A 20355-nucleotide genomic window follows, 5' to 3' on the forward strand; every position below is an offset into this window, starting at 1 on the left:
AATCTCCCTAGGGAGCCTAGTCTTTATGAAGTCGGTGGAAGGTCGCGCTGCCCGCGATCCTTGGAGACCTTAACGATGCCCTACGTAACTGCCAAGGACGGCACGGAAATCTATTACAAGGATTGGGGGACCGGTCCGGCGGTATTTTTCAGTCACGGCTGGCCGCTGAGTGCTGACATGTGGGAGCAGCAGATGATGTTCTTCGGCATGAACGGCTACCGGGTGATCGCGCATGACCGCCGCGGGTTCGGTCGTTCGAGCCAGCCGTGGGACGGCTACGACTATGATACCTTTGCCGACGATATCGCCTTGGTCCTAGACGCCGCCGGCGTCGAGGACGTGACGCTTGTCGGTTTCTCGATGGGCGGCGGCGACGTGGCGCGCTACATCTCGAAGTATAAGGGTACTCGGGTAGCGAAGGCTTGCCTGACCTCTGCGGTGACCCCGTACTTCATCCAGGCGGACGACAACCCCGAAGGCGCGCCGGCGGAGATTTTCGACGGGATCCGAAAGGGTCTGCTCGCCGATCGTCCGCAGTTTCTCGATGATTTCAACGCGCTGTTCTATGGCACCAACCAGAACCCGGGTGCCGTCTCTCAAGGCGTATTCAAGCAGACGCTGCAGATCGCGTTGATGGGCGGCATCAAGGGCACGTATGACTGCGTCGGTGCATTCTCGGAAAGCGATTTTCGACCGGACATGGCGGCCTTCACCATGCCCACGCTGATCGTCCACGGCGCGGCCGACCAGGTCGTGCCGATCGCGCCTACTGGCGCGGCCGCGCACAGGCTGATCCCCCACTCGCAATTCCTTGTCTACGAGGGCGCTCCACATGCGCTGACCTTTACCCACAAGGATCGGTACAACGCCGATCTCCTCGCCTTCCTGCGGAGCTAGGACGCCGCGCCCCCGGGCTGCAGGGCAGTTCCTCCCCCGCTGCCCCGCTCCGCAAGGGCCCCAGGGTCGCGATCCCATGGATCGGGGCCCTGGTGTGCGTTCGCATCATTTGCTCGCGGGTAACGGTTTGGGAAAACGTGGCAGCAGGCGACGACGCGATCGTCGGGATAGGGGCGTATCTGGCCGGACCGTGGTCGCCGCCGGGGTGGTGTCCGCTCCGAACCGCGGGAGGTGCAGCAGTGGCGCTTGGCTCGGCGTTTTTGGCCGGGTGTGGCGCCCTCACGGGACTGAGAAGGTCTCGGTTCCAGGCGTCGCTGCGAAGACGTCATGTACGTCCAAGACGCGCACCCGCCATCCGTGACCTAAACGTTGTCCCATGGGGGGCTGTCGTTGGGGGGAGAGTAAAACGTGAGGGGTACGGGCCGCGCAGGAGGAGCCTCGGATGTCGAATGATCGGCATGTGCCCGTTGATTCGATCCTGCCGATCGGTCGATGCTGCGGCACCGCACTCGATGTCGTTGCCGGTGAACTTTCGACGATTGCGGCGGATCTGGCGATCGTCGGCATCTGTTCGCGTACGCCAGCCGGCGCTGAGCTTGCAGCCGCAGTCGAGGGGCTCGACCATGCGATGCACGACGCGATCGCACGGTTGCGTGCGGACGGAATCTTCGCTGGAAAGTGGGGCGAGACGCTATTCCTCTCGTCACCACCCGCCCCGATCAAAGCAAAGGGCGTGCTGCTTCTCGGCCTCGGCCCGACAGGGAGAAGCGTCGCGTCGCATACCCGCCGAGCGCTGCGTTCGGCGGCGAACCAAGCGGTTCGCCTAAGCGGTGGGCACGCAGCTTTTGCACCGGCGCGTCTGGTGACCGGCGGCACACGATTCGAAGCCGCTGCGAGCACCCGTGCGATCCTGCGTGGCATTATCGATGTCTTGAGCGCGCAGCCGGGACGGCTCGAGCGCTGGTCATTCGTCGCGCCGCCTGCGGAGGCCGCCGTTCTAGCAGACGAATTCCGCATGGCGTTCGCTCTGGTTTGGGAACAATAGATATTCGCCCGTTTTCGCCGGGGAGATGGAAAGCGCGTAACATGACCAAGCCCGATCGCATTCGAATCATGGTCGTCGACGATCATCCGCTCCTGCGCGAAGGCGTATGCGCCGTCATCGAAACCCAGGGCGACCTCGAACTCGTGGCGGAAGCCGAGACGGGCGAACAAGCCATCGAGCTCTATCAAATCCATCAGCCCGATATCGTCCTGATGGATCTGCAAATGCCCGGGATGGGCGGTGTTGCCGCGATCGAAACGCTGCGGAGCGTGCACCCGTCGTCGCGGATCATCGTGCTCACCACCTATTCTGGCGATGCGCAGGCAATGCGCGCCTTGCGGGCGGGAGCCGTTGGATATTTGTTGAAAAGCAGCATGCGAAAGGAGCTGTTGGAGACAATCCGCTCCGTGCACGGCGGCGCCAAACACCTTTCATCCGCAATCGCGACCGAAATCGCCCTGCACCTGGCCGAAGACGTCTTGTCCGGACGCGAGTCGCAAGTCTTGACGCTCGCTGCGGCAGGCAACTCCAACAGGCAGATCGCGGCCAAGCTCGGCCTCGCTGAAGACACGATCAAAGGGTATCTGAAAATCATCTATTCCAAGCTCGGCGCTGCCGACCGAACGCACGCAGTGACCATCGCAGCACGGCGCGGCGTCATCGACCTCTGAGGCTGCGCGGAGCGGACCAGCCACCCCCTAGAACTTTTGGTTGGGGTGCGCAGGCCTTTGATGGGGTGCGGACGCTACCCCTGTTCGATTCATTTCGGGGGCAACCCGCTCGATAGTGATCCTGCCATCCACGGCTGGGGGACTACGCTATGCTGCTCAATGTAATCGAAAAGGGCGCTACACCGAGGCAGGCGCTTCCGCCCTATCTCCTTGATCTGCTCGGACAGGCGCGCCGATCCATCGAGGTCGATCCCTCTTTCACGCGGCGCTGTCTTGACGAGGCCTCGACGCTTCTGGGCAACGCCGACACGCTCGAGCGCCCCTCGGTCGAGAGTGCGCCGGCACCGGCCAACGCGACGAAGGGCGGCCTGGCACCCTGGCAACTGAAGCGCGTGCGCGCCTATGTCGAGGAAGAACTCGACGGCACCATCCTGATCGACGATCTCGCAGTCGTTGCCGAACTGAGCCCCGGCCACTTCTGCCGTGCCTTCAAGACCAGCACCGGCGAGACGCCGCACGGCTACATTGTTCGGCAACGCATCCTTCGCGCGCAACGGCTCATGCTCGAAACGAACGACACACTCAGCCACATTGCGTGCGCATGCGGCATGACCGACCAGGCGCATCTCACACGCCTCTTCCGCCGCGTCTTGAATGAAACGCCGCTCGCATGGCGGCGCACCTGGCGCACTGCCTGAAGCAACCGGGACGGGGAGCCAGCCGCTACCCAACCGTTTAACTTGAGCGGTGCGCCGCAGGAGCCGTGCCATGACGACCTCGACGCAAGCAGAACACGCCGCGATTGTGCCAACGCCAGCCGGGATCAGCGCCTGCATGAAGTTTGCGATGGCGATTGCCAAGGGCGTGGCGGTCGCGAATATCTATTACAACCAGCCGATGCTCGGCGTGATGGAACGTGACCTTCCCGGACGTGCGACTGGCCTGATCCCGACCGCGACCCAGTTCGGGTACGCAGCAGGACTGTTCCTGCTCGTGCCACTCGGCGACCTGGCCGAGCGCAAGCGGATGATCGTGATCCAGTTCGCGGTGCTCGCCGTGGCGCTCGTCGCGGCAGCGCTGGCACCCAACGTCTGGTTGGTCTTGCTGGCGTCGCTGTTGCTCGGTGTCGCGGCGACCGTCGCGCAGCAGATCGTGACATTTGCGGCGCATCTGTCTTCGCCCGAGAAGCGGGGGGCCACAGTCGGGACCGTGATGTCAGGGGTCCTTTGTGGCATATTGCTCAGCCGGACGCTTGCCGGACTTGTCGCCACCCATGCCGGCTGGCGCGAGATGTTCTGGCTCGGCGTACCCATGGCGCTCGGTGCCGGGGCCCTCATGCTGGTCAAGTTACCGGTCAGCCGACCCGACAGCCGCATGACCTATCGAGGCCTGCTCGTCTCGCTTCGTCATCTCTGGATGGATTTCGCCGATCTGCGGCTCGCAGCTGTGACCCAAGCCCTGCTGTTCGGCGCATTCACTGCCTTTTGGACGATTCTCGCGTTGCATCTTCAGGAACCGCGCTTTGGCCTTGGAGCCGATGTCGCCGGCTTGTTCGGCGTGGTGGGCGCAGTCGGTATTCTGGCAGCGCCCATCGCCGGTCGCTTTGCGGACAAGCGCGGCCCGCACGGCGTGATCGCGTTCGGCGCGTTGCTGACCTTGGTTTCGTGGGCGATCTTCGGTCTCTGGCTGAGCTTGCCGGGCCTTGTCGTGGGGGTGATCGTTCTCGACTTCGCGGTCCAGAGTGCCCTCGTTTCCAACCAGCATGTTGTTTACGCGCTTCGCCCGGAAGCACGCGCGCGGTTGAACACGATTTTCATGGGAGCGATGTTCCTTGGCGGTGCCGCCGGTTCGGCAGCGGCCACTGCTGTCTGGGGTTTCGGGGGATGGCAAGCGGTGTCGCTGCTCGGTGTCGTCCTGTCGCTGCTGGCCGTAGCATTGCAGGCGCGAAGCCTGCTCCATCGGCGCTGACGCGGTGCAGATCGCTGTTGCAGGAGGGCACGTTGGCGGACTGATCGCGGCGTCGGAGACTATGATGCCGCAGTTGGGTGGGAATTAGCGATGGCGAAGCATAGATCCGTTGGCGACCATCTGGGCGTTGGAATCGAGGTCGCGGCCTGGGACGGCGTTGCCGCGACGGTGGACCTCTCGTGCGCCTGCATGTTTACGCGTGAAGCGCGCGGCGATCGGCCCGGTGGCGGCCTTGCCCATCTTGATGCCGCGCTTTCCGGAAGGCTCCTCGTCGCGCGCGCGAATGGTGTCTTCCGCGCGGAACGGGGTGAGATCCTGCTGATCGATCATCCGCCGGATGCGGTAGAGGCCGCTGCGATACTCGTCGTGGGCCTCGGCGATCCTGACGATTGGTCGACTGACGTGATGGCTGGCGCAGTATCGACTGCCTACGCTTCGGCTGTTCTGATGCGACTAACCAGCGTCGCCTTCGCGCCTAGCATGCTCGATAGCGGCCTGTCCGGAGCACAGACTGCGGGCGCTGCTGCAAAGATGATAGGTGCGCTGACCAGCGCGATTGCCAAACGGGCATGGCTGCGAGACGAGGCACTCGCGCGCGACAGTTCGGTGCGCCAATGGGTGTTCGACGTTGGCGTCGCGCGATACGAGGACGCTGTGGCGGAATTCGCAGCTGCGTTACGGGACAGCGTGTCGGCCTCAGGTTGCTGTCAAGGCCCTCCGGTCCGGTCGTAATTCCAGCCGATTGCCGCAATACACCGGATCCCGCGGCGCGGGATTCCGCTGCATGGTCCCCTTTCTAGCGATCTTTCGTGGCCAACCCAAACAACGGTATTGAGCGCAGGGATTCTGCGCCCAACGACCATCGTTGCCGTCCACCCGAAAGGGTGGTGTTGGGCTAGCCCGATCATGCTAATTCTGCGCCATGGGGAACAAACGGGGGAAGGGTGTCGGGTGGCGGCTGTCGCGCGACTATTTTCCAACAGCCTGAGCTGTCTGGTCTTCGCAAGGCTCGTCGTCGGCGGTGCGAACGCGCAGGCGCTCGACCGATCGATATCGTCGACCGACGGCGCAAACGCTTCGGGCGACATCGTCGTGACGGGTGCACGGCAGGAGCAGCGCAACTCCATCGATGTGAAGCGGCGGGCGACCGTCATCGCCGATGGCATCGTCGACGACGAAATCGGTGCTCTTCCCGACAATTCCGTGGCGGATACGCTGGAGCGCATTCCGGGCGTGACGGCCGATCGCTTCAAGGGCAATGCGAACGACCCCTCGGTGCGGGGGCTCGGACCCACGCTCAATTTCATGACCATCAACGGGCGGGAGGCATCGGCGGCTGGTGTCGATCGTTCCGTAAGCTTCCAGCAATTTCCGTCCGAGCTGATCAGCGCGGTCATGGTCTACAAGACCCAGCAGGCAGACTTTTTGGAGGGCGGGATCGGAGGCGTTATCGACCTTCGCACCGCCCGCCCATTGGACGCGAAACGCGCGCGTCTGACGGGTGAGATACTGGGTTCTTACTTTCCGAAGGATGACGCGATCCGCGGCCGAAACGGTGTCGGCTACAGAGCCTATGTCACCTATCTCGACCAGTTCCAGACCGCGGTCGGTGACATCGGCATTTCGATCGGGTTGCGGCGGCAGGATAGTGCCGCGCCAGAGGACTATTACAACGGCAACGCGAACTTCGTGCCGTGCACGACCTCTGCTTCCAACGGTACGCTCGTCCGCGGGACGGCTTCGCAGCTGTCCGCTGCAGGTGCGAGCGCGAATTGCGCGAACGCGTCTGCGGCGCGGTCAGGCATCCGCGAAAAGGTCGGGCAAGTCTATTACGCGACCCAGTCCAGGAGTTTCCGTGAGCAAAAAACACGCGAGCTCAGAAATGCGGCCTTTGGGACGCTGGAATGGAGACCGGCGTCCAATCTGGATATCACCGTGGACGGCCAATATTCCCGCCGGCAGTCCACCGAGAATCGAAACGTCCTTCAGATAACCGAGGGTCTGCGCGGCGTCTCGCCGATCCTCGTTGGTGATGGCAGCAACGGCTGGTCGAAAGGCGCGTTGATCGCTTATTCCGGTAATTCTTTTCTGGAGGACCAGCTAGAGCGCCGATTGCGAGACGAGACATATTTAGGGGTTGGGGCAACCACACGGTGGACCCCGGGCCGCTGGACAGTCGAAGGCGACGTCAGCCTTTCCAAATCGCATCGCACCGAGACCCAGCAGCAAACGCGCATGCGCTCGAACACGCGCGTCGGGTACACGCTCGATTACCGGAACAGCCCTTTCGTTCCGGCGATCATGTTCGATAGCTTTGACGTGACCGATCCGGCCAATTTTGGTAACACCGCAGCAACCGCCGTCTACGCTCGGAACCGGCTCGCGACCGACCGTCGCGACGACATCTATGCGGCCAGATTTGATGTAGAACGCGCACTGGATGGCTTTCTTCGCGCCATGAAGGTGGGCGCACGTTACTCCGAACAGCGTCGAACCCTGGCGCAAAACGCGAACAGTGATCTCAATACGCTCGTGCCGTCCGGCGGTCGATCGGTCGCCGAGATCATCAACGACGCCAATCTGGCCTGCCGCACGCCTTTTCCCTCTTCGAGCTATTTCCCGGCGACCGATGCTCCCAAGCAGTGGGCTACCTTCGGCAATGCCTGTCTGTTCAGAGCATTCGCCGGCAGCGACGGCGCGTTGCCCTTTCCAAACGACCGGCGCGACCCGAGCGATATAAATGTCCGTGAGCGGATCACCGCTCTGTACGCCATGGCGAGCTTTGCGGGTTCGTTCGCATCAACGCCGTTCAGCGGGAACCTTGGCGTCCGCTACGTCGAGACCTCGGTTACTTCCATCGGCTATCGGCTGCCCTTCGTAGTGACGATTGATTCCGCGGCCGACAATTATACGGTTGCAGCTGATCCGACCGGTTCGATTTCAACCGATACGCTGGGCGGCGCGTACCGGTACTGGCTCCCTAGTGCGAACGTTGCGTTCGACCTTTCGCGAACGACGAAGTTGCGGCTTGCTGTCTACAGAGCCTTGGCAAGAACCGGGATCGAGTCCTTCGGGGCGGGGATCAATCTCAATCCATCCGCCGGTTCCGGCGGTTCGGATACGGTCACGTTCAATGCGACGAGCGGGAACCCTGGGCTCAAGCCGCTGCGGGGGTGGAACGCGGACGCCAGCCTAGAATTCTACCCGTCGCGCGACACCGTTCTTTCCGCCGCCGTCTACGGAAAATGGTTGCGCGGAACCGTCATCTCGGGCGTGGGGGCAATCCCGACCGCAATCGACGTGAACACAATCGTCGATGGACGGCCTGCGGGGCTGCGCGATTATTCGGTGAACCTAATAGCCCCTGCCAATGATCCACAGATTCGTCACTTGTATGGCGTCGAGGTGTCCGCTTCGCATGCGCTGACCTGGGCCCCGGGCCTGTTGAGCGGCTTTGGCGTGACCGGTTCGCTGAATGTCGCCGATGCCAATTTCCAATATCCCGACACATCAGCGCTCGGGAATTACGTCGACCCGGCAAACCTGCCTGGACTGTCGCGCTACGTCGCCAGCGGCACCGCCTATTGGGAGCGCGGCAGACTTTCGTTGCGCGCGAGCTACCGGTACCGTTCCTCCTATCTGAAACCCAACGGGGGTACCAACCGAAGCGTTCTGGCGGCAGGCTATCTGAACCTTTCCGCGCACTATCAGCTGACGGAACGTGTGCGAATAAAGCTCCAGGCCCTGAATGTCACAGGGACCAAAGACGTCTTCGTCAAAGGCGGCAGTGATAGCATTGCCGAGGTCAGTGAAAGTGGGCCGCAATATTATGGAGGTTTGCAATTTCGCTTCTAGATCGAACCGTCTGTCAGCGCCTGTTGCTGCTGCGGTTCTCCTATCGTCAGCAATGGTTCCGGGCCAGGCTGACGGTGCTTCACGTGCGATGGAGGGACAGAATCTGCACGCGACTTGGGGGGGGGGTGCCTCGGCGGTCAGATCACCCAGATCGCGCACCACCCGCTTGCCCGAGGTCGACGCGTCGCCTCCCAGATCTTCCGTTTCTGACGCGCCTGATCGATCACCGAGCGTAGTGTGCGGCGGGTAGCGGCAAGCTTGGCGAGTTCGGTTTGAGGCGGATGTCCGCAATGAGATTGCGGAACTCGATCACCTGCGCCCGGGTGATGTCGCCTACGATGACATCGCCGAACAAGGCGATGTAACGGGCGACACCACGTCTAGCTTCGGTCACAGCCGCCTGGCGGGGACGACGCTAATTAATCCAGTATTGCAGGCCTTCCGACAGGCGCATCGCCGAGAGGCTAGGATTGTCCACGGCAACCGGGACAGGTTGCGGTACGGCAATCGGGACAGGTAACGGTTTGGCAGGCTCTGCCAGAGCCGCACCCCAACCGAGCGGTGACGGGCGATCTCCGCTTGCGCTGCCGCGATTCCTTCTCGCGCTGCCGCGATCTACGCAGTGTATCTGGCCACCAGATTGGCGCGCTTTCTGCAAGCTATCAGATGGTCAGTGGTCCGAAGCGATTCCGTCCATTCGGTTTTGCCGATGACCCCGCGGACGTCCTTCGGAACGACCATGCGAAATTGCTCGATATGCAATTTGCTGCGCTTGACGGAATGCGACATGCGACGTCCCATTTGTAGCACCCTTTTGTAGCACCAGGCGCCTTACGAAGCATTGATTTTCTTGGTATTCTGCCACTCTCAACCACTTAGTGGCGAGATGGTGACCCCTACGAGAATCGAACTCGTGCTTACGCCGTGAGAGGGCGTCGTCCTAACCGCTAGACGAAGGGGCCGTGCGCGGGAGGTGCGTCCTTACGCACGCGCTCGCGCCGCGTCAACAGGCGTTTTGGCCAGTCGCTGCTATCCGCGGATCGCGTGGAACCGGTTCGGCAGCGTTACGTTCCGCTAACGATGGGTGACATGTTGCCCATTCCGGCGAGGGGCCGGTTTTGAAAAGGGACTTTATATGCTTTGGACCATCGTCGTCATTCTGCTGGTGCTTTGGGCACTCGGCCTTGCGGTTCACATCGGCGGCGGATTGATCCATCTCCTGCTCGTCATCGCGGCCGTCGTCGTGGTCGTTCGCCTGCTGCAGGGTCGTTCGGCGATCTAGTTTAGCCGGCCGGCGCGTGGCGGCTCAAGCCGCCGCGCGCCGCCGTTCCGCCATCTCGACATTGAGCATTTCCGCGAGCAGGAATGCGAGTTCCAGACTTTGACCCGCGTTGAGCCGCGGGTCGCAATGCGTGTGATAGCGATCCGCCAGCGACTGTTCGGTCACGTCGACCGCACCGCCGGTGCATTCCGTGACGTTCTGCCCCGTCATCTCGGCGTGAATGCCACCTGCGATCGAGCCCTCGGCGCGATGCACCGCAAAGAACCCACGCACTTCCGCCAGGATACGATCGAACGGCCGGGTCTTGTACCCCGTCGCGGCCTTGACCGTATTGCCGTGCATCGGATCACAGCTCCACACCACCGGATGCCCCTCGCGCAGCACCGCGCGGACCAGCTTAGGGAGCCCTGCCTCGATCTTGTCGTGGCCATAGCGGGTGATCAGCGTCATCCGCCCCGGAATGCGCGACGGGTTGAGCGTGTCGAGCAGCCGCAACAGCGCATCGGGCTCTAGGCTGGGCCCGCATTTCATCCCGATCGGATTGCCGATCCCGCGCAGATATTCGACGTGCGCGCTGCCTTCGAAGCGGGTGCGGTCGCCGATCCACAGGAAATGCGCGCTGGTGTCATACCAGTCGCCGGTCAGCGAATCCTGTCGGGTCAGTGCCTGTTCGTAGCGCAGAAGCAGCGCTTCGTGGCTGGTATAGAAGCTGGTTTGCGCCAATTGTGGCACGGTTTCGGGGCTGATTCCGCACGCTTCCATGAAGTCGAGCGCCTCGCCGATCCGGTCCGCGACGTCCGCGAACTTCTTCGCCCACGGGCTGCGGCCCATGTAATCGTGCGTCCAGCGATGGACCTGGTGGAGGTTGGCATAGCCACCACCAGCGAACGCGCGCAGCAGGTTGAGCGTCGCAGCCGACTGGCTGTACGCGCGGATCATCCGCTGCGGATCGTTGGCGCGGCCCTCAGGCGTGAAGGCGATATCGTTGACGATGTCGCCGCGGTAGGCGGGCAGGGTGACGTCGCCGATCGTCTCGGTGTCGGCCGAACGCGGCTTGGCGAACTGCCCCGCCATCCGCCCGAGCTTCACCGTCGGCAGCTTGGAGGCGAAGGTCAGCACGACCGCCATCTGGAGGATGACGCGAAACGTATCGCGGATGTTGTTCGCGCTATGCTCGGCGAAGCTCTCCGCGCAGTCGCCGCCTTGCAGCAGGAACGCTTTCCCCTCGGCGACGCGCGCGAGATCGGCGGTCAGGTTGCGTGCCTCGCCCGCGAAAACGAGCGGGGGGAAGCTGCTGAGCTGCGTCGTCGCGGCGTCGAGTGCGGCGGTATCCTCATAATGCGGCATCTGGCGCGCGTCGGCGCGGGTCCAGCTATCGGGGGCCCAGCTGCTCATGTCATTCTCCATACGAATCTGTACATACCAGTCGGCGTGTGCTGCGATGGCGTTGGCGGCGATCTGGTTGACCACCGGGCCGCTGGCGCGCTTGCCATCCTCTTCCCAGCCCTGGACGGTTGAGCCCGGCGCGCCATACCACGCGCCGAACGCAGCCCGGGTGAGACCCCGTTCTTCGCGGAAGCGTTTGATCTTGAGGCCGGCCATCGTTGTCATGCGGAGGCTATTACCCAGGCTGGGTAAGGGGTGCAACCGGGATTTTCCCTTGCGGGGTAATTTGTGGGCCGTCACGCCTGCTGCGGCCGGATGACGGCGATTTGCCGCCGCCCGGGCCGATCTGTTACCGTGTGCCGGCTAGGCGTTTAGTGGCACCCCCTCGGCAGCGTTGCCGGACAGATACGGGAACCCGACATGAACGACGTGATCGCGACGGGACTGCTCGAGGCGAGCATCGAACGGGTCTGGAACGAGCATGACGGCGACAAACGGCTGGCTGCGCTGGCGGAGATCTATCACCCCGAGGCGCACATCTACGAACCCGAGCGGTCGATTACCGGACATGCCGCCATTTCCGATACCGTTGCGGGTGTCCTCGCCGACATGCCGCCCGATTTCCGGTTCGCGGTCACCGGGCCTACGCTTGGCCATCACGGTATGGCGGTCACACGCTGGCACGGCGGGCCTCCTGGGCAGGTCACCGTCAGTGGCGCGGATGCGGTGCGCATTCTGGACGGCAAGATCCATGAACACTGGTTCTTCTTCGATCCGGCGGAGGCGGGGTAGGCGGTCCGATGCTAAAAGCTGATGGCTGCTTCCACTCAGTTGTCGCCGTTCGCGATCGGAAAAGCGGACCTAGAAAGCGGTCGGTTGAAGCCTCCAAAATCCGGATCTGACGCAAGCTGTCCGGCTGCACGAACATGGCAAAGCGTCGCTCACTTCAGGTCTTCGGCAGGTGCTTGCGCCCGAACAGCGGCGATGCCCTGCAGGATGCCATCAACGACGAACGCGGGGACTTCGTGGGGCAGACCATGCCCCGCCCGTTCTGCGACATTCTGTCGCGTGTTGGTAGACAGCGAAAGGAACTCGCGCTGCATTCGCTGGGTCGCGTCTTCCAATCGGACAGCGATCGGCTCGGACAGTCCGGGTACCATGCGAAAGCGCGGGCTATGCGTCAGCACGATTACCGGCTTGTTGCCGAGCGTGGTAAGTTGGTGTGCCTCTGCGGTGCTCGCATGCATATCCAGGCGCTCTTCGTTCTTGCTCGGATCCGTTTGCATGCTGGTGAGGAAAGATCGGGTTTCGGTCACGGCCGGTTCTTCGCCCGGTGCCGATGCCGGTAGAAGCGCCAGCCACGTCGAAAACTGGTCGGCATGCGTTGTTGATACCAGTACCAACCCGGCCGTGTCGGTCGGGTACTGCGCCGCGAACACTTGGGCATGCAGCCCGCCCACTGAATGGCCGACAAGAAGGTAAGGTCCCTTCACCCCTGCCGCTGACAATGCGGCATGCAGGTCGTGGGCGGCATCCACGCTGGAGCGGGGCCCAGGTGCCGCCGGATCGCTCTGTCCGACGCCAGCCCGATCATAGAGGCAGACGCGCGTTACCGGCGTAACGTGCGCCGCTATGGCCTGCCATCCCGCATCCTCGACCGGTGCTGTTCCTAATCCAGCGTCGATCACTACCGTCGGCCTTCCTGCGCCCTTGCAAGCAAGGCGGATGAAGCGCCCCCCGACATCGAAGCGCCCGTTGACAGGCTTTTCTCGTGGCGCAACCATCAATCCAGACGTGCTGATGGCGATGCAGGACAATAGCGTTGCAAGGGATAAGGTACGCATCTGAAGCCCCGATCAGGAGTGACGATGTAAGCTGGCTTGCAGGCGGAGCACAACGTCGGTTTCTATGCTCATCGATCGAGTCGCGCACGACGTGCGCCCCACCTCAATACCCCGCGTCGAGATCCACCACATTCTCCATCGGCTGCCCCGCCTGGAACCGCGCAAGGTTGCGCAGGAACAGCTCGGCGGCGCGACGGAACATCTTGGTCTGGCTGCGACCGGCGAGATGCATCGAATGGATCACGTTGGGGGCGGTCCACAGCGGATGCTCGGGCGGGAGCGGTTCCGGGTCGACCGTGTCGAGGAATGCGCCCGCGATCGTCTTGCGGTCGAGCGCGTCGATCAGCGCGTCCTGATCGACCATGTCGCCGCGTGCGATGTTGACGAGCCATGCGCTCGCTTTCATCGCCGCGAGTTCGGGTGCGCCGATCACGGCGCGGGTGTCGCCGGTCGAGGGCGCCGCTAGGATCACCCAGTCGAACTCGGCGAGCCGCGGCTTCCACGCATCCGGCGTCAGTGTCCCGTCGCGGCCCGAGCGGGTGACGCCGGTCACGTCGACCCCGAATGCCGCGAGCCGTTCGCCGATCAGTCGTCCGATTGCGCCATAGCCGACGATCAGCGCGCTGGTTTCGTACAGTTCCTGCCGCCCCGGTGCATAATCGGGCCATGCGCGGCGGTCGGCGATCCGTACCACGTCGTCATAACGCTTGGCCGCGACGAGCACGCCCATCACCGCATATTCCGCCACCGCAATCGCATTGATCCCGGCGCCGTTGGTGACGACGGTGCCCATCGCGCGCAACGCGGCGAGATCGAGCGACTCGATCCCGGCGATCGCGGTGAACAGCCAGCGCAGCTTGCGCGCGGCGGCGACCGCCTCGCCGGTCAGCCCATGCGGATACAGGTCGACCCAGCCGATGTCGGCGTCCGCCATCGCCGCGGTCGCCTCCTCCCGCGTCGTCACCCACACCAGGTCCAGCCCCTCCGGCAATCGCGGTTCGAGCAGGGCACGGGCGAGCGCGGGCAGAACGACTTTCATCAATGGCTCCCATCAGACGGGCATCAGGCTGGGTCAGAACCAGGCGGTATCGCCCTCGACATATTTGCGTTCGAACGCTTCGTCCGGCGTGACCAGATAGATGATGCATTCGATCAGCGCGATGATCGCGATGATCGCGGTCGGGACGCCGAACAGGATCGACCCGAACACCGCGACGCACAGCATGATGATCCCGGCCTTGATCCGCCCGAGATAGAATTTGTGGAGCCCGAGCGTGCCCAGGAAGAACGCGAGCAAGGCGGCGACGAAACGGTTCTTGTCCGCCGCCATCGCGCCGCCGCCGGTGACGTAGATGCCGGCTGCGCGACCGTCCTGCGCATCGAAGTCGACGCGTTGCCCGCTCTGCGGCGCGCTGCGGTGCCGCCATTCGGTGGGACCGAACGCATAGCGGCGACCGTCCTCGCCGCTGATCATGCCTTCTCCGCTGCCGGGGTCGAACCCCAAGATCTTGCCCTGCATCGTCACGTCCCCCCGGTTGTGGTGCGGCAGCTTAGCAAGCGGCGGGCCGAAGGGAAGGGGGGTGTTCTCCGTTCGTTTCTGAAGGGGCGTAACGCATCGCGCGCCCTCACCCGTCATCCTGAACTTGTTTCAGGATCCAGCCCTCCGCGAGTCCGGACTATGCCTGTTGCGCGGTGGATGCTGAAACAAGTTCAGCATGACGGCAGCCTTTGAGGCGCGGGAAGGCGATCAAACCCGATCCACGGTGCCTTTAGGAAACCGTCAGCTTCCAGTCCCATCCCAGCGCATCGCCGTCCATCACCTCGACCCCCGCCGCCGCCAACTCGTCGCGGATCGCGTCGGACGCGGCGAAGTCCTTGTCGATCCGCGCCTGTTTGCGGTCGGCGATCCGCGCGACGATCGTCGCTTCGTCGATCGTCGCATCCACCGGCCGCAACCGCAGCTCGGCGCGCGTCAAATCCGCGAGCCGCAAGCCCAGGACCGCGTCGAAATCCGCAATCGCGCCGATCCGCACCGCAGGCGACAGCTTCTTGTCCGCGATCAGCTCGTCGAGCACGATCAGCGCGCGCGGAGTGTTGAGATCGTCCGCCACCGCCTCCTCGAGCCGCGCGAGATACGGCTCGGCATCGCCCTTGATCGTCCCGTCATCGCGCCCGCGCAACGCATCGAGCGCGATCACCAGTCGCTTGAGCCGAGTGAGTGCCGCGGCGAGATTGTCCCAGGTGAACTCCAGCTCGCTGCGATACTGCGCCTGCAGGCACATCAGCCGATAGGCGAGCGGGTGGAACCCGGCATCAACGAGTGTCTGGAGCCGCAGGAACTGACCCGTCGACTTGGACATCTTGCCGCCGCGGTCCACCAGGAAGTTGTTGTGCATCCAGATCCGCGCACCACTGTCCTCGCACCCGCAGAACGCCTGGTTCTGCGCGATCTCGTTGGGGTGGTGGATCTCGCGGTGGTCGATCCCGCCGGTATGGATGTCGAACGGATGCCCGAGATGCTTGAGGCTCATCACCGAGCATTCGAGATGCCACCCGGGCGCGCCGCGGCCCCAAGGCGAATCCCACTCCATCTGGCGCTGCTCGCCCGGCGGCGACCGTCGCCAGATCGCGAAGTCGGCGGCATTGCGCTTGCCCGACACCGGATCGATCCGGCTTTCGCCCGCCTCGGTGTTGCTCCGCGCGAGCGCGCCGTAATGCGGCACCTTGCTGGTGTCGAAATACAGTCCGCCGTCGATCAGATAGCAATCGCGCTCGATCCGCTGTGCGAAGTGGATCATCTCGCTGATATGGTCGGTCGCGACGGTCCATTCGGCCGGCGGCTCGATGTTGAGCCGTGCGACGTCCTCCTTGAACGCGGCCGTATAATGCGCGGCGATCTCCCAGATCGACTTCGCCTGCGCGGCGGCGGCCTTTTCCATCTTGTCGTCGCCCGCATCCGCGTCGCTCGTCAGATGGCCGACGTCGGTGATGTTGATGACGTGCTTGGTCGGCCAGCCTTTCCAGCGGATCACGCGCCCGAGCGTGTCCGCGAACAGGAATGCGCGCATGTTGCCGATGTGCTGATAGTTATAGACGGTCGGTCCGCAGGTGTAGATCCGCACGACATGCGGATCGATCGGGGTGAACGTCTCCAACGCGCGCGTCAGGCTATTATACAGTGTAAGGGGTGTTCCGGTCATGTCGTTCGCTTAGCGAGAGCAGGGCGGGCAAGTCACGTAAAAGCTGTGGCGCGGGTTGAAACTTACGACCCAGCCGTGTAGGGCGCACGCCTTGCGACGCGGACCCTCGGTTCGCGGCGGCGCTTTTCTATCGATTCGGAGCTGTTCGAGTTTATGCAAATCATCGTTCGCGACAACAATGTCGACCAAGCGCTGCGCGCGCTCAAGAAGAAGCTGCAGCGCGAAGGCGTTTATCGCGAAATGAAGTTGCGCCGCCACTACGAAAAGCCGAGCGAGAAGCGCGCCCGCGAGCGTGCAGCCGCCGTTCGCCGCGCCCGCAAGCTCGAGCGCAAGCGCCTGGAGCGTGACGGAGCACGGTAAGACCGTGACTTCGGGCGGGTCGCGATGACCTGCCAGCTTCTTTTCTCCTGAACTGACCGCCCATCTGGGAGCGCCCATGTCGATCACCGCTGTTCCGCTGAAGCCCGTCAAGCGGCGTGTGCTGGTGTATCTGTGGGCCGGAATCGCGGTCGCCGCGGTCGGTGCAGCGGCGCTTGCTGTACAGACCCCGGTCGACCCGGCCGCAACGTTCCTTGCGCACAATGCGCAGAACAAGGGTGTGAAGCAGACGCCGTCGGGGCTGCAATATCAGGTGCTGACCCCCGGCACCGGTGCCCCGCCGACCGACCAGGACGTCGCGCTCGTCAATTACGAGGGCAAGTTCGTCGATGGCACGGTGTTCGACAAGAGCCAGCGCCCGTTCCCGGTGCCGCTCGGCGAGCATCAGGTCGTCCCCGGGTTCGAGGAAGCGCTGACGCTGATCCCCAAGGGCGGCAAATATCGCGTGTGGATCAAGCCGAGCCTTGCTTACGGCGACACCGCGCGTCCGGGGATGCCTGCGCATTCGACGCTGGTGTTCGACATCGAGATGCTCGATTTCCTCTCCAAGGCGGCGGTCCAGCAGCTTCAGCAGCAGCAGATGATGCAGCAGCAGATGATGCAGGGCGGCGGTGCGCCGGGTGGGATGCCGCCGGGCGCGATGCCTGGTGCGCCGGGTGGGGCCCCGAGCGGAGCGGTGCCGCAGGGCAACTGAGCGCTTCGGCACATTGCCAACGATACCAGAACCCCGGCCTCGGTCGGGGTTTTTGGCGTTTGGACGTACCGCCTAACGCCGTCATTCCCGCGTAGGCGAGCGATCTGCATAACTGCCCGTCATCCTGAACTTGTTTCAGGATCCAGTTCTCCGCGAGTCCGGACTATGCCTGTTGCGCGGGGTGACGATCAAACTTCGATTCCCTCCATGCAGAGGTCCGGCAATGGCGGGTATGCGTTACCGCAACGGCGGCGGTAACAGCGACGGCCAGCCAGTATGGATCTCCGCCTCCGCGGGGATGACAGTTATTGGGGGGAAGGGCGAGCGCGACCCTAGAGCGTTAACCGTCGTCGCCCATCCGCAGCGCAGCGATGAACGCTTCTTGCGGGATGCTGACCGAGCCATACTCGCGCATCTTTGCCTTGCCCTTCTTCTGCTTTTCCAGAAGCTTCTTCTTGCGGGTCGCGTCACCGCCATAGCATTTCGCGGTCACATCCTTCCGCATCGCGCTGATCGTCTCGCGCGCGATGACCTTGCCGCCGATCGCTGCCTGGATCGGGATCTTGAACAGATGGCGCGGGATCAGGTCCTTCAACCGCTCGACCATGCCGCGGCCGCGCACTTCGGCGGTGCCGCGGTGGACGATCATCGACAGCGCGTCGACCGGCTCCTCGTTGACGAGGATCCCCATCTTCACGAGATCACCCTCGCGATAGCCGATCTGATGATAATCGAAGCTCGCATAGCCCTTCGACATCGACTTCAGCCGATCGTAGAAATCGAACACCACTTCGTTGAGTGGCAGTTCGTAGGTCGCCTGCGCGCGGCCGCCGACATAGGTCAGGTTCTTCTGGATGCCGCGGCGATCCTGGCACAGCTTGAGCACGCTGCCGAGATACTCGTCGGGGACGTAGATCGTCGCCTCGATCCACGGCTCGCTGATCGTCGCGATCTTGTTGGGCTCGGGCATGTCGGCGGGGTTGTGCAACTCGATTTGCGTCGTGCCCGCAGGATCGGGGTGGGTCAGCTCGATCTCGTACACCACCGACGGCGCGGTCGTGATCAGGTCGAGGTCATATTCGCGCGTCAGCCGCTCCTGGATGATCTCCAGATGCAGCAGCCCCAGGAACCCGCAGCGGAAGCCGAAGCCCAACGCCGCCGACGTCTCCATCTCGAACGAGAAGCTCGCATCGTTCAGTCGCAGCTTGCTGATGCTCTCGCGCAGCTTCTCGAACTCGGCGGCGTCGACCGGGAACATCCCGCAGAACACCACCGGCTGGACTTCCTTGAAGCCCGGCAGCGCTTCGAGCGCAGGCCGTTTGGCATCGGTGATCGTGTCGCCGACGCGCGTCTGCGCGACCTCTTTGATCTGCGCGGTGATGAAGCCCATCTCGCCCGTGCCGAGTTCGGTCAGCTGCTCGATCTTGGGGCGGAAACAGCCGACCCGGTCGACCAGATGCATCGTGCCGGTCTGCATGAACTTGATCTGCTGGCCCTTCTTCAGGACGCCGTCGATCACGCGGACGAGGATGACGACGCCGAGATACGGATCGTACCAGCTGTCGACCAGCATCGCCTTCAGCGGTGCCTCGGGGTCGCCCTTGGGCGGCGGGATCTTCGTGACGATCGCCTCGAGGATGTCCTCGATGCCGATCCCCGACTTGGCCGACGCGAGCACGGCGCCGGACGCATCGATGCCGATCACGTCCTCGATCTCCTTGCGGACCTTTTCGGGCTCGGCGGCGGGCAGATCGATCTTGTTGATGACCGGCACGATCTCGTGGTCATGCTCGATCGACTGATAGACGTTGGCCAAGGTCTGCGCCTCGACGCCCTGCGCCGCGTCGACCACCAGCAGCGCGCCCTCACATGCGGCGAGGCTGCGGCTCACCTCATAGGCGAAGTCGACATGCCCCGGCGTGTCCATCAGGTTGAGGACGTAATCGAGACCGTCCTTGGCGTGATAGGCGAGGCGCACGGTCTGCGCCTTGATCGTGATCCCGCGCTCTTTTTCGATGTCCATGTTGTCGAGCACCTGCTCGGACATTTCGCGCGCGGTCAGCCCGCCGGTCTGCTGGATCAGGCGGTCGGCAAGTGTCGACTTGCCGTGGTCGATATGCGCGATGATCGAAAAGTTGCGGATGCGGTCGAGCGGGGTGGTCATGCTCGCGGCGATAGCATGCGCGGGGGCCAACGCAACATCAGCGATTCGTCGGCTGCGATTCGTCGCTGGCGGAACAAAAGGGGGCAGGCTAGGCTTTGCAAAAGATCATCAGGAGAAGTCGCATGAAGCTCGCCCGTCCGTATGCCGCAGCCGCCCTTGCACTGACGGCAACCATCGCCTTCGCCATGCCCGCCACCGCCGCGCTCAAGGTCGGGGCGAAGGCGCCCGATTTCACCACGCAGGGCGCGCTCGGCGGCAAGCCGTTCACCTTCTCGCTCGCGTCCGCGCTCAAGAAGGGGCCGGTCGTGGTGTATTTCTTCCCCGCCGCCTTCACTGCGGGCTGCACGATCGAGGCGCACAAGTTCGCCGAGGCCGCTGCCGACTTCAAGAAGGCGGGCGCGACGCTAGTCGGGCTGACCGCGGGCGGGATCGACAAGATCGATGCTTTCTCCAAGGAAGAATGCCGCAGCGCCTTCCCGGTCGCCGCTGCGACTCCGCCGATGATCAGCAACTATGACGTGTCTTATGCTGCGGGCTCGAAGATCACGAGCCGCACCTCGTACGTGATCGCGCCGACCGGCGAGGTGATCTACGAGCTGACGCAGAATAATCCGGTCGGGCATGTCGAGGGCACGCTCGGCGCGGTTCGCGACTGGCGCGCGAAGCACAAGGGCTGAGGCTCGGTGCTTAAACACTGGTGCTTCCCCGGCGAAGGCCGGGGCCCAGTAGTGAAGGTCGAGATAACGGCGCGCAGCGTCCGTTAGCAGAACGCCCGCTACTGGGCCCCGGCCTTCGCCGGGGAAGCGTAAATAGAAGAAAGCACTTTCGGGGAACCTGCCTCAAGCCATTCAGGCGAAGCCATCGCTGCAATGGTCGGGGCGATAGGATTCGAACCTACGACCCCTGGACCCCGAGACCAGTGCGCTACCAGACTGCGCCACGCCCCGACACATTGCAGGGGCGAGCGGTTA

20 protein-coding genes and 2 tRNA genes are annotated in these 20355 nt (G+C 63.5%); 12 read left to right on the forward strand and 10 right to left on the reverse strand.

Annotated elements, in window-relative coordinates:
• The first annotated feature begins 75 nt into the window (after positions 1–75).
• From AC3WJR_RS02445 to AC3WJR_RS02475, 7 genes are all read left to right on the forward strand, one after another.
• On the forward strand, positions 76–897 hold the full coding sequence (locus tag AC3WJR_RS02445) for an alpha/beta fold hydrolase (RefSeq protein WP_492721992.1): 822 nt from the start codon (positions 76–78) through the stop codon (positions 895–897).
• Between the two features lie 442 nt (positions 898–1339).
• Positions 1340–1942, forward strand: a complete 603-nt coding sequence (locus tag AC3WJR_RS02450) for a M17 family peptidase N-terminal domain-containing protein (protein ID WP_492721994.1) — start codon at positions 1340–1342, stop codon at positions 1940–1942.
• A gap of 41 nt (positions 1943–1983) precedes the next feature.
• Complete coding sequence (locus AC3WJR_RS02455) at positions 1984–2613, forward strand: response regulator (protein ID WP_354279671.1); 630 nt, start codon at positions 1984–1986, stop codon at positions 2611–2613.
• A gap of 149 nt (positions 2614–2762) precedes the next feature.
• Complete coding sequence (locus AC3WJR_RS02460; protein WP_492721997.1) at positions 2763–3311, forward strand: helix-turn-helix domain-containing protein; 549 nt, start codon at positions 2763–2765, stop codon at positions 3309–3311.
• A gap of 70 nt (positions 3312–3381) precedes the next feature.
• Positions 3382–4581, forward strand: coding sequence for an MFS transporter (locus AC3WJR_RS02465; RefSeq protein WP_492721999.1), 1200 nt, complete (start codon positions 3382–3384; stop codon positions 4579–4581).
• A gap of 90 nt (positions 4582–4671) precedes the next feature.
• Positions 4672–5313, forward strand: coding sequence for a M17 family peptidase N-terminal domain-containing protein (locus AC3WJR_RS02470; protein ID WP_492722001.1), 642 nt, complete (start codon positions 4672–4674; stop codon positions 5311–5313).
• Between the two features lie 219 nt (positions 5314–5532).
• Entirely contained in the window at positions 5533–8436 is a 2904-nt protein-coding gene (locus tag AC3WJR_RS02475; protein ID WP_492722003.1) for a TonB-dependent receptor, read from the forward strand.
• A gap of 223 nt (positions 8437–8659) precedes the next feature.
• Here AC3WJR_RS02475 and AC3WJR_RS02480 read toward each other — a convergent pair whose 3' ends face one another.
• The 3 genes from AC3WJR_RS02480 to AC3WJR_RS02490 all read right to left on the reverse strand — a co-directional run bounded on the left by AC3WJR_RS02480 (position 8660) and on the right by AC3WJR_RS02490 (position 9398).
• Positions 8660–8830, reverse strand: coding sequence for a hypothetical protein (locus tag AC3WJR_RS02480; RefSeq protein WP_492722005.1), 171 nt, complete (start codon positions 8828–8830; stop codon positions 8660–8662).
• A gap of 221 nt (positions 8831–9051) precedes the next feature.
• Positions 9052–9237 carry a DUF6538 domain-containing protein gene (locus AC3WJR_RS02485; protein ID WP_492722007.1) on the reverse strand — a complete coding sequence of 62 codons (186 nt, stop codon included), beginning with the start codon at positions 9235–9237 and terminating at the stop codon, positions 9052–9054.
• Between the two features lie 86 nt (positions 9238–9323).
• Positions 9324–9398, reverse strand: a tRNA-Glu gene (locus tag AC3WJR_RS02490).
• Positions 9399–9571: 173 nt separating this feature from the next.
• Here AC3WJR_RS02490 and AC3WJR_RS02495 point away from each other — a divergent pair.
• Positions 9572–9718 (forward strand): lmo0937 family membrane protein, encoded by a 147-nt coding sequence (locus tag AC3WJR_RS02495; RefSeq protein WP_277967943.1) that lies wholly within the window; start codon positions 9572–9574, stop codon positions 9716–9718.
• Between the two features lie 24 nt (positions 9719–9742).
• On the opposite strand, the gene AC3WJR_RS02500 is transcribed toward AC3WJR_RS02495, so the two are convergent.
• Positions 9743–11329: a class II 3-deoxy-7-phosphoheptulonate synthase gene (locus AC3WJR_RS02500; RefSeq protein ID WP_492722009.1), complete on the reverse strand. Its 1587-nt coding sequence runs from the start codon at positions 11327–11329 to the stop codon at positions 9743–9745.
• A gap of 195 nt (positions 11330–11524) precedes the next feature.
• Between AC3WJR_RS02500 and AC3WJR_RS02505 the strand changes: the two genes are divergently transcribed.
• Positions 11525–11896 carry a nuclear transport factor 2 family protein gene (locus AC3WJR_RS02505; RefSeq protein WP_492722011.1) on the forward strand — a complete coding sequence of 124 codons (372 nt, stop codon included), beginning with the start codon at positions 11525–11527 and terminating at the stop codon, positions 11894–11896.
• A 149-nt stretch (positions 11897–12045) separates the two neighbouring features.
• On the opposite strand, the gene AC3WJR_RS02510 is transcribed toward AC3WJR_RS02505, so the two are convergent.
• From AC3WJR_RS02510 to cysS, 4 genes are all read right to left on the reverse strand, one after another.
• The gene (locus AC3WJR_RS02510; RefSeq protein WP_492722013.1) at positions 12046–12948 is read right to left on the reverse strand and encodes an alpha/beta fold hydrolase; all 903 of its coding nucleotides are present in this window, start codon (positions 12946–12948) and stop codon (positions 12046–12048) included.
• A 103-nt stretch (positions 12949–13051) separates the two neighbouring features.
• Positions 13052–13987, reverse strand: a complete 936-nt coding sequence (locus AC3WJR_RS02515) for a D-2-hydroxyacid dehydrogenase (protein ID WP_492722015.1) — start codon at positions 13985–13987, stop codon at positions 13052–13054.
• A gap of 33 nt (positions 13988–14020) precedes the next feature.
• A complete protein-coding gene (locus AC3WJR_RS02520; protein WP_354279710.1) occupies positions 14021–14467 on the reverse strand; it encodes a TM2 domain-containing protein in 447 nt (148 codons plus the stop codon).
• A gap of 250 nt (positions 14468–14717) precedes the next feature.
• The gene (gene cysS / locus AC3WJR_RS02525; protein WP_492722018.1) at positions 14718–16148 is read right to left on the reverse strand and encodes a cysteine--tRNA ligase; all 1431 of its coding nucleotides are present in this window, start codon (positions 16146–16148) and stop codon (positions 14718–14720) included.
• A gap of 153 nt (positions 16149–16301) precedes the next feature.
• Between cysS and rpsU the strand changes: the two genes are divergently transcribed.
• Both rpsU and AC3WJR_RS02535 read left to right on the forward strand, forming a co-directional pair.
• Positions 16302–16508 carry a 30S ribosomal protein S21 gene (gene rpsU, locus AC3WJR_RS02530; RefSeq protein WP_034160206.1) on the forward strand — a complete coding sequence of 69 codons (207 nt, stop codon included), beginning with the start codon at positions 16302–16304 and terminating at the stop codon, positions 16506–16508.
• 76 nt (positions 16509–16584) lie between these two features.
• A complete protein-coding gene (locus AC3WJR_RS02535) occupies positions 16585–17220 on the forward strand; it encodes an FKBP-type peptidyl-prolyl cis-trans isomerase (RefSeq protein ID WP_492722021.1) in 636 nt (211 codons plus the stop codon).
• 340 nt (positions 17221–17560) lie between these two features.
• On the opposite strand, the gene lepA is transcribed toward AC3WJR_RS02535, so the two are convergent.
• Positions 17561–19384: a translation elongation factor 4 gene (lepA, locus tag AC3WJR_RS02540; protein WP_010215643.1), complete on the reverse strand. Its 1824-nt coding sequence runs from the start codon at positions 19382–19384 to the stop codon at positions 17561–17563.
• Between the two features lie 122 nt (positions 19385–19506).
• On the opposite strand from lepA, the gene AC3WJR_RS02545 reads away from it, so the two are divergent.
• On the forward strand, positions 19507–20061 hold the full coding sequence (locus AC3WJR_RS02545) for a peroxiredoxin (RefSeq protein WP_492722023.1): 555 nt from the start codon (positions 19507–19509) through the stop codon (positions 20059–20061).
• 193 nt (positions 20062–20254) lie between these two features.
• On the opposite strand, the gene AC3WJR_RS02550 is transcribed toward AC3WJR_RS02545, so the two are convergent.
• Positions 20255–20331: transfer RNA gene (locus AC3WJR_RS02550), tRNA-Pro, on the reverse strand.
• Positions 20332–20355: the final 24 nt, after the last annotated feature.

This window comes from Sphingomonas sp. FW306-05-A, from assembly GCF_058782275.1.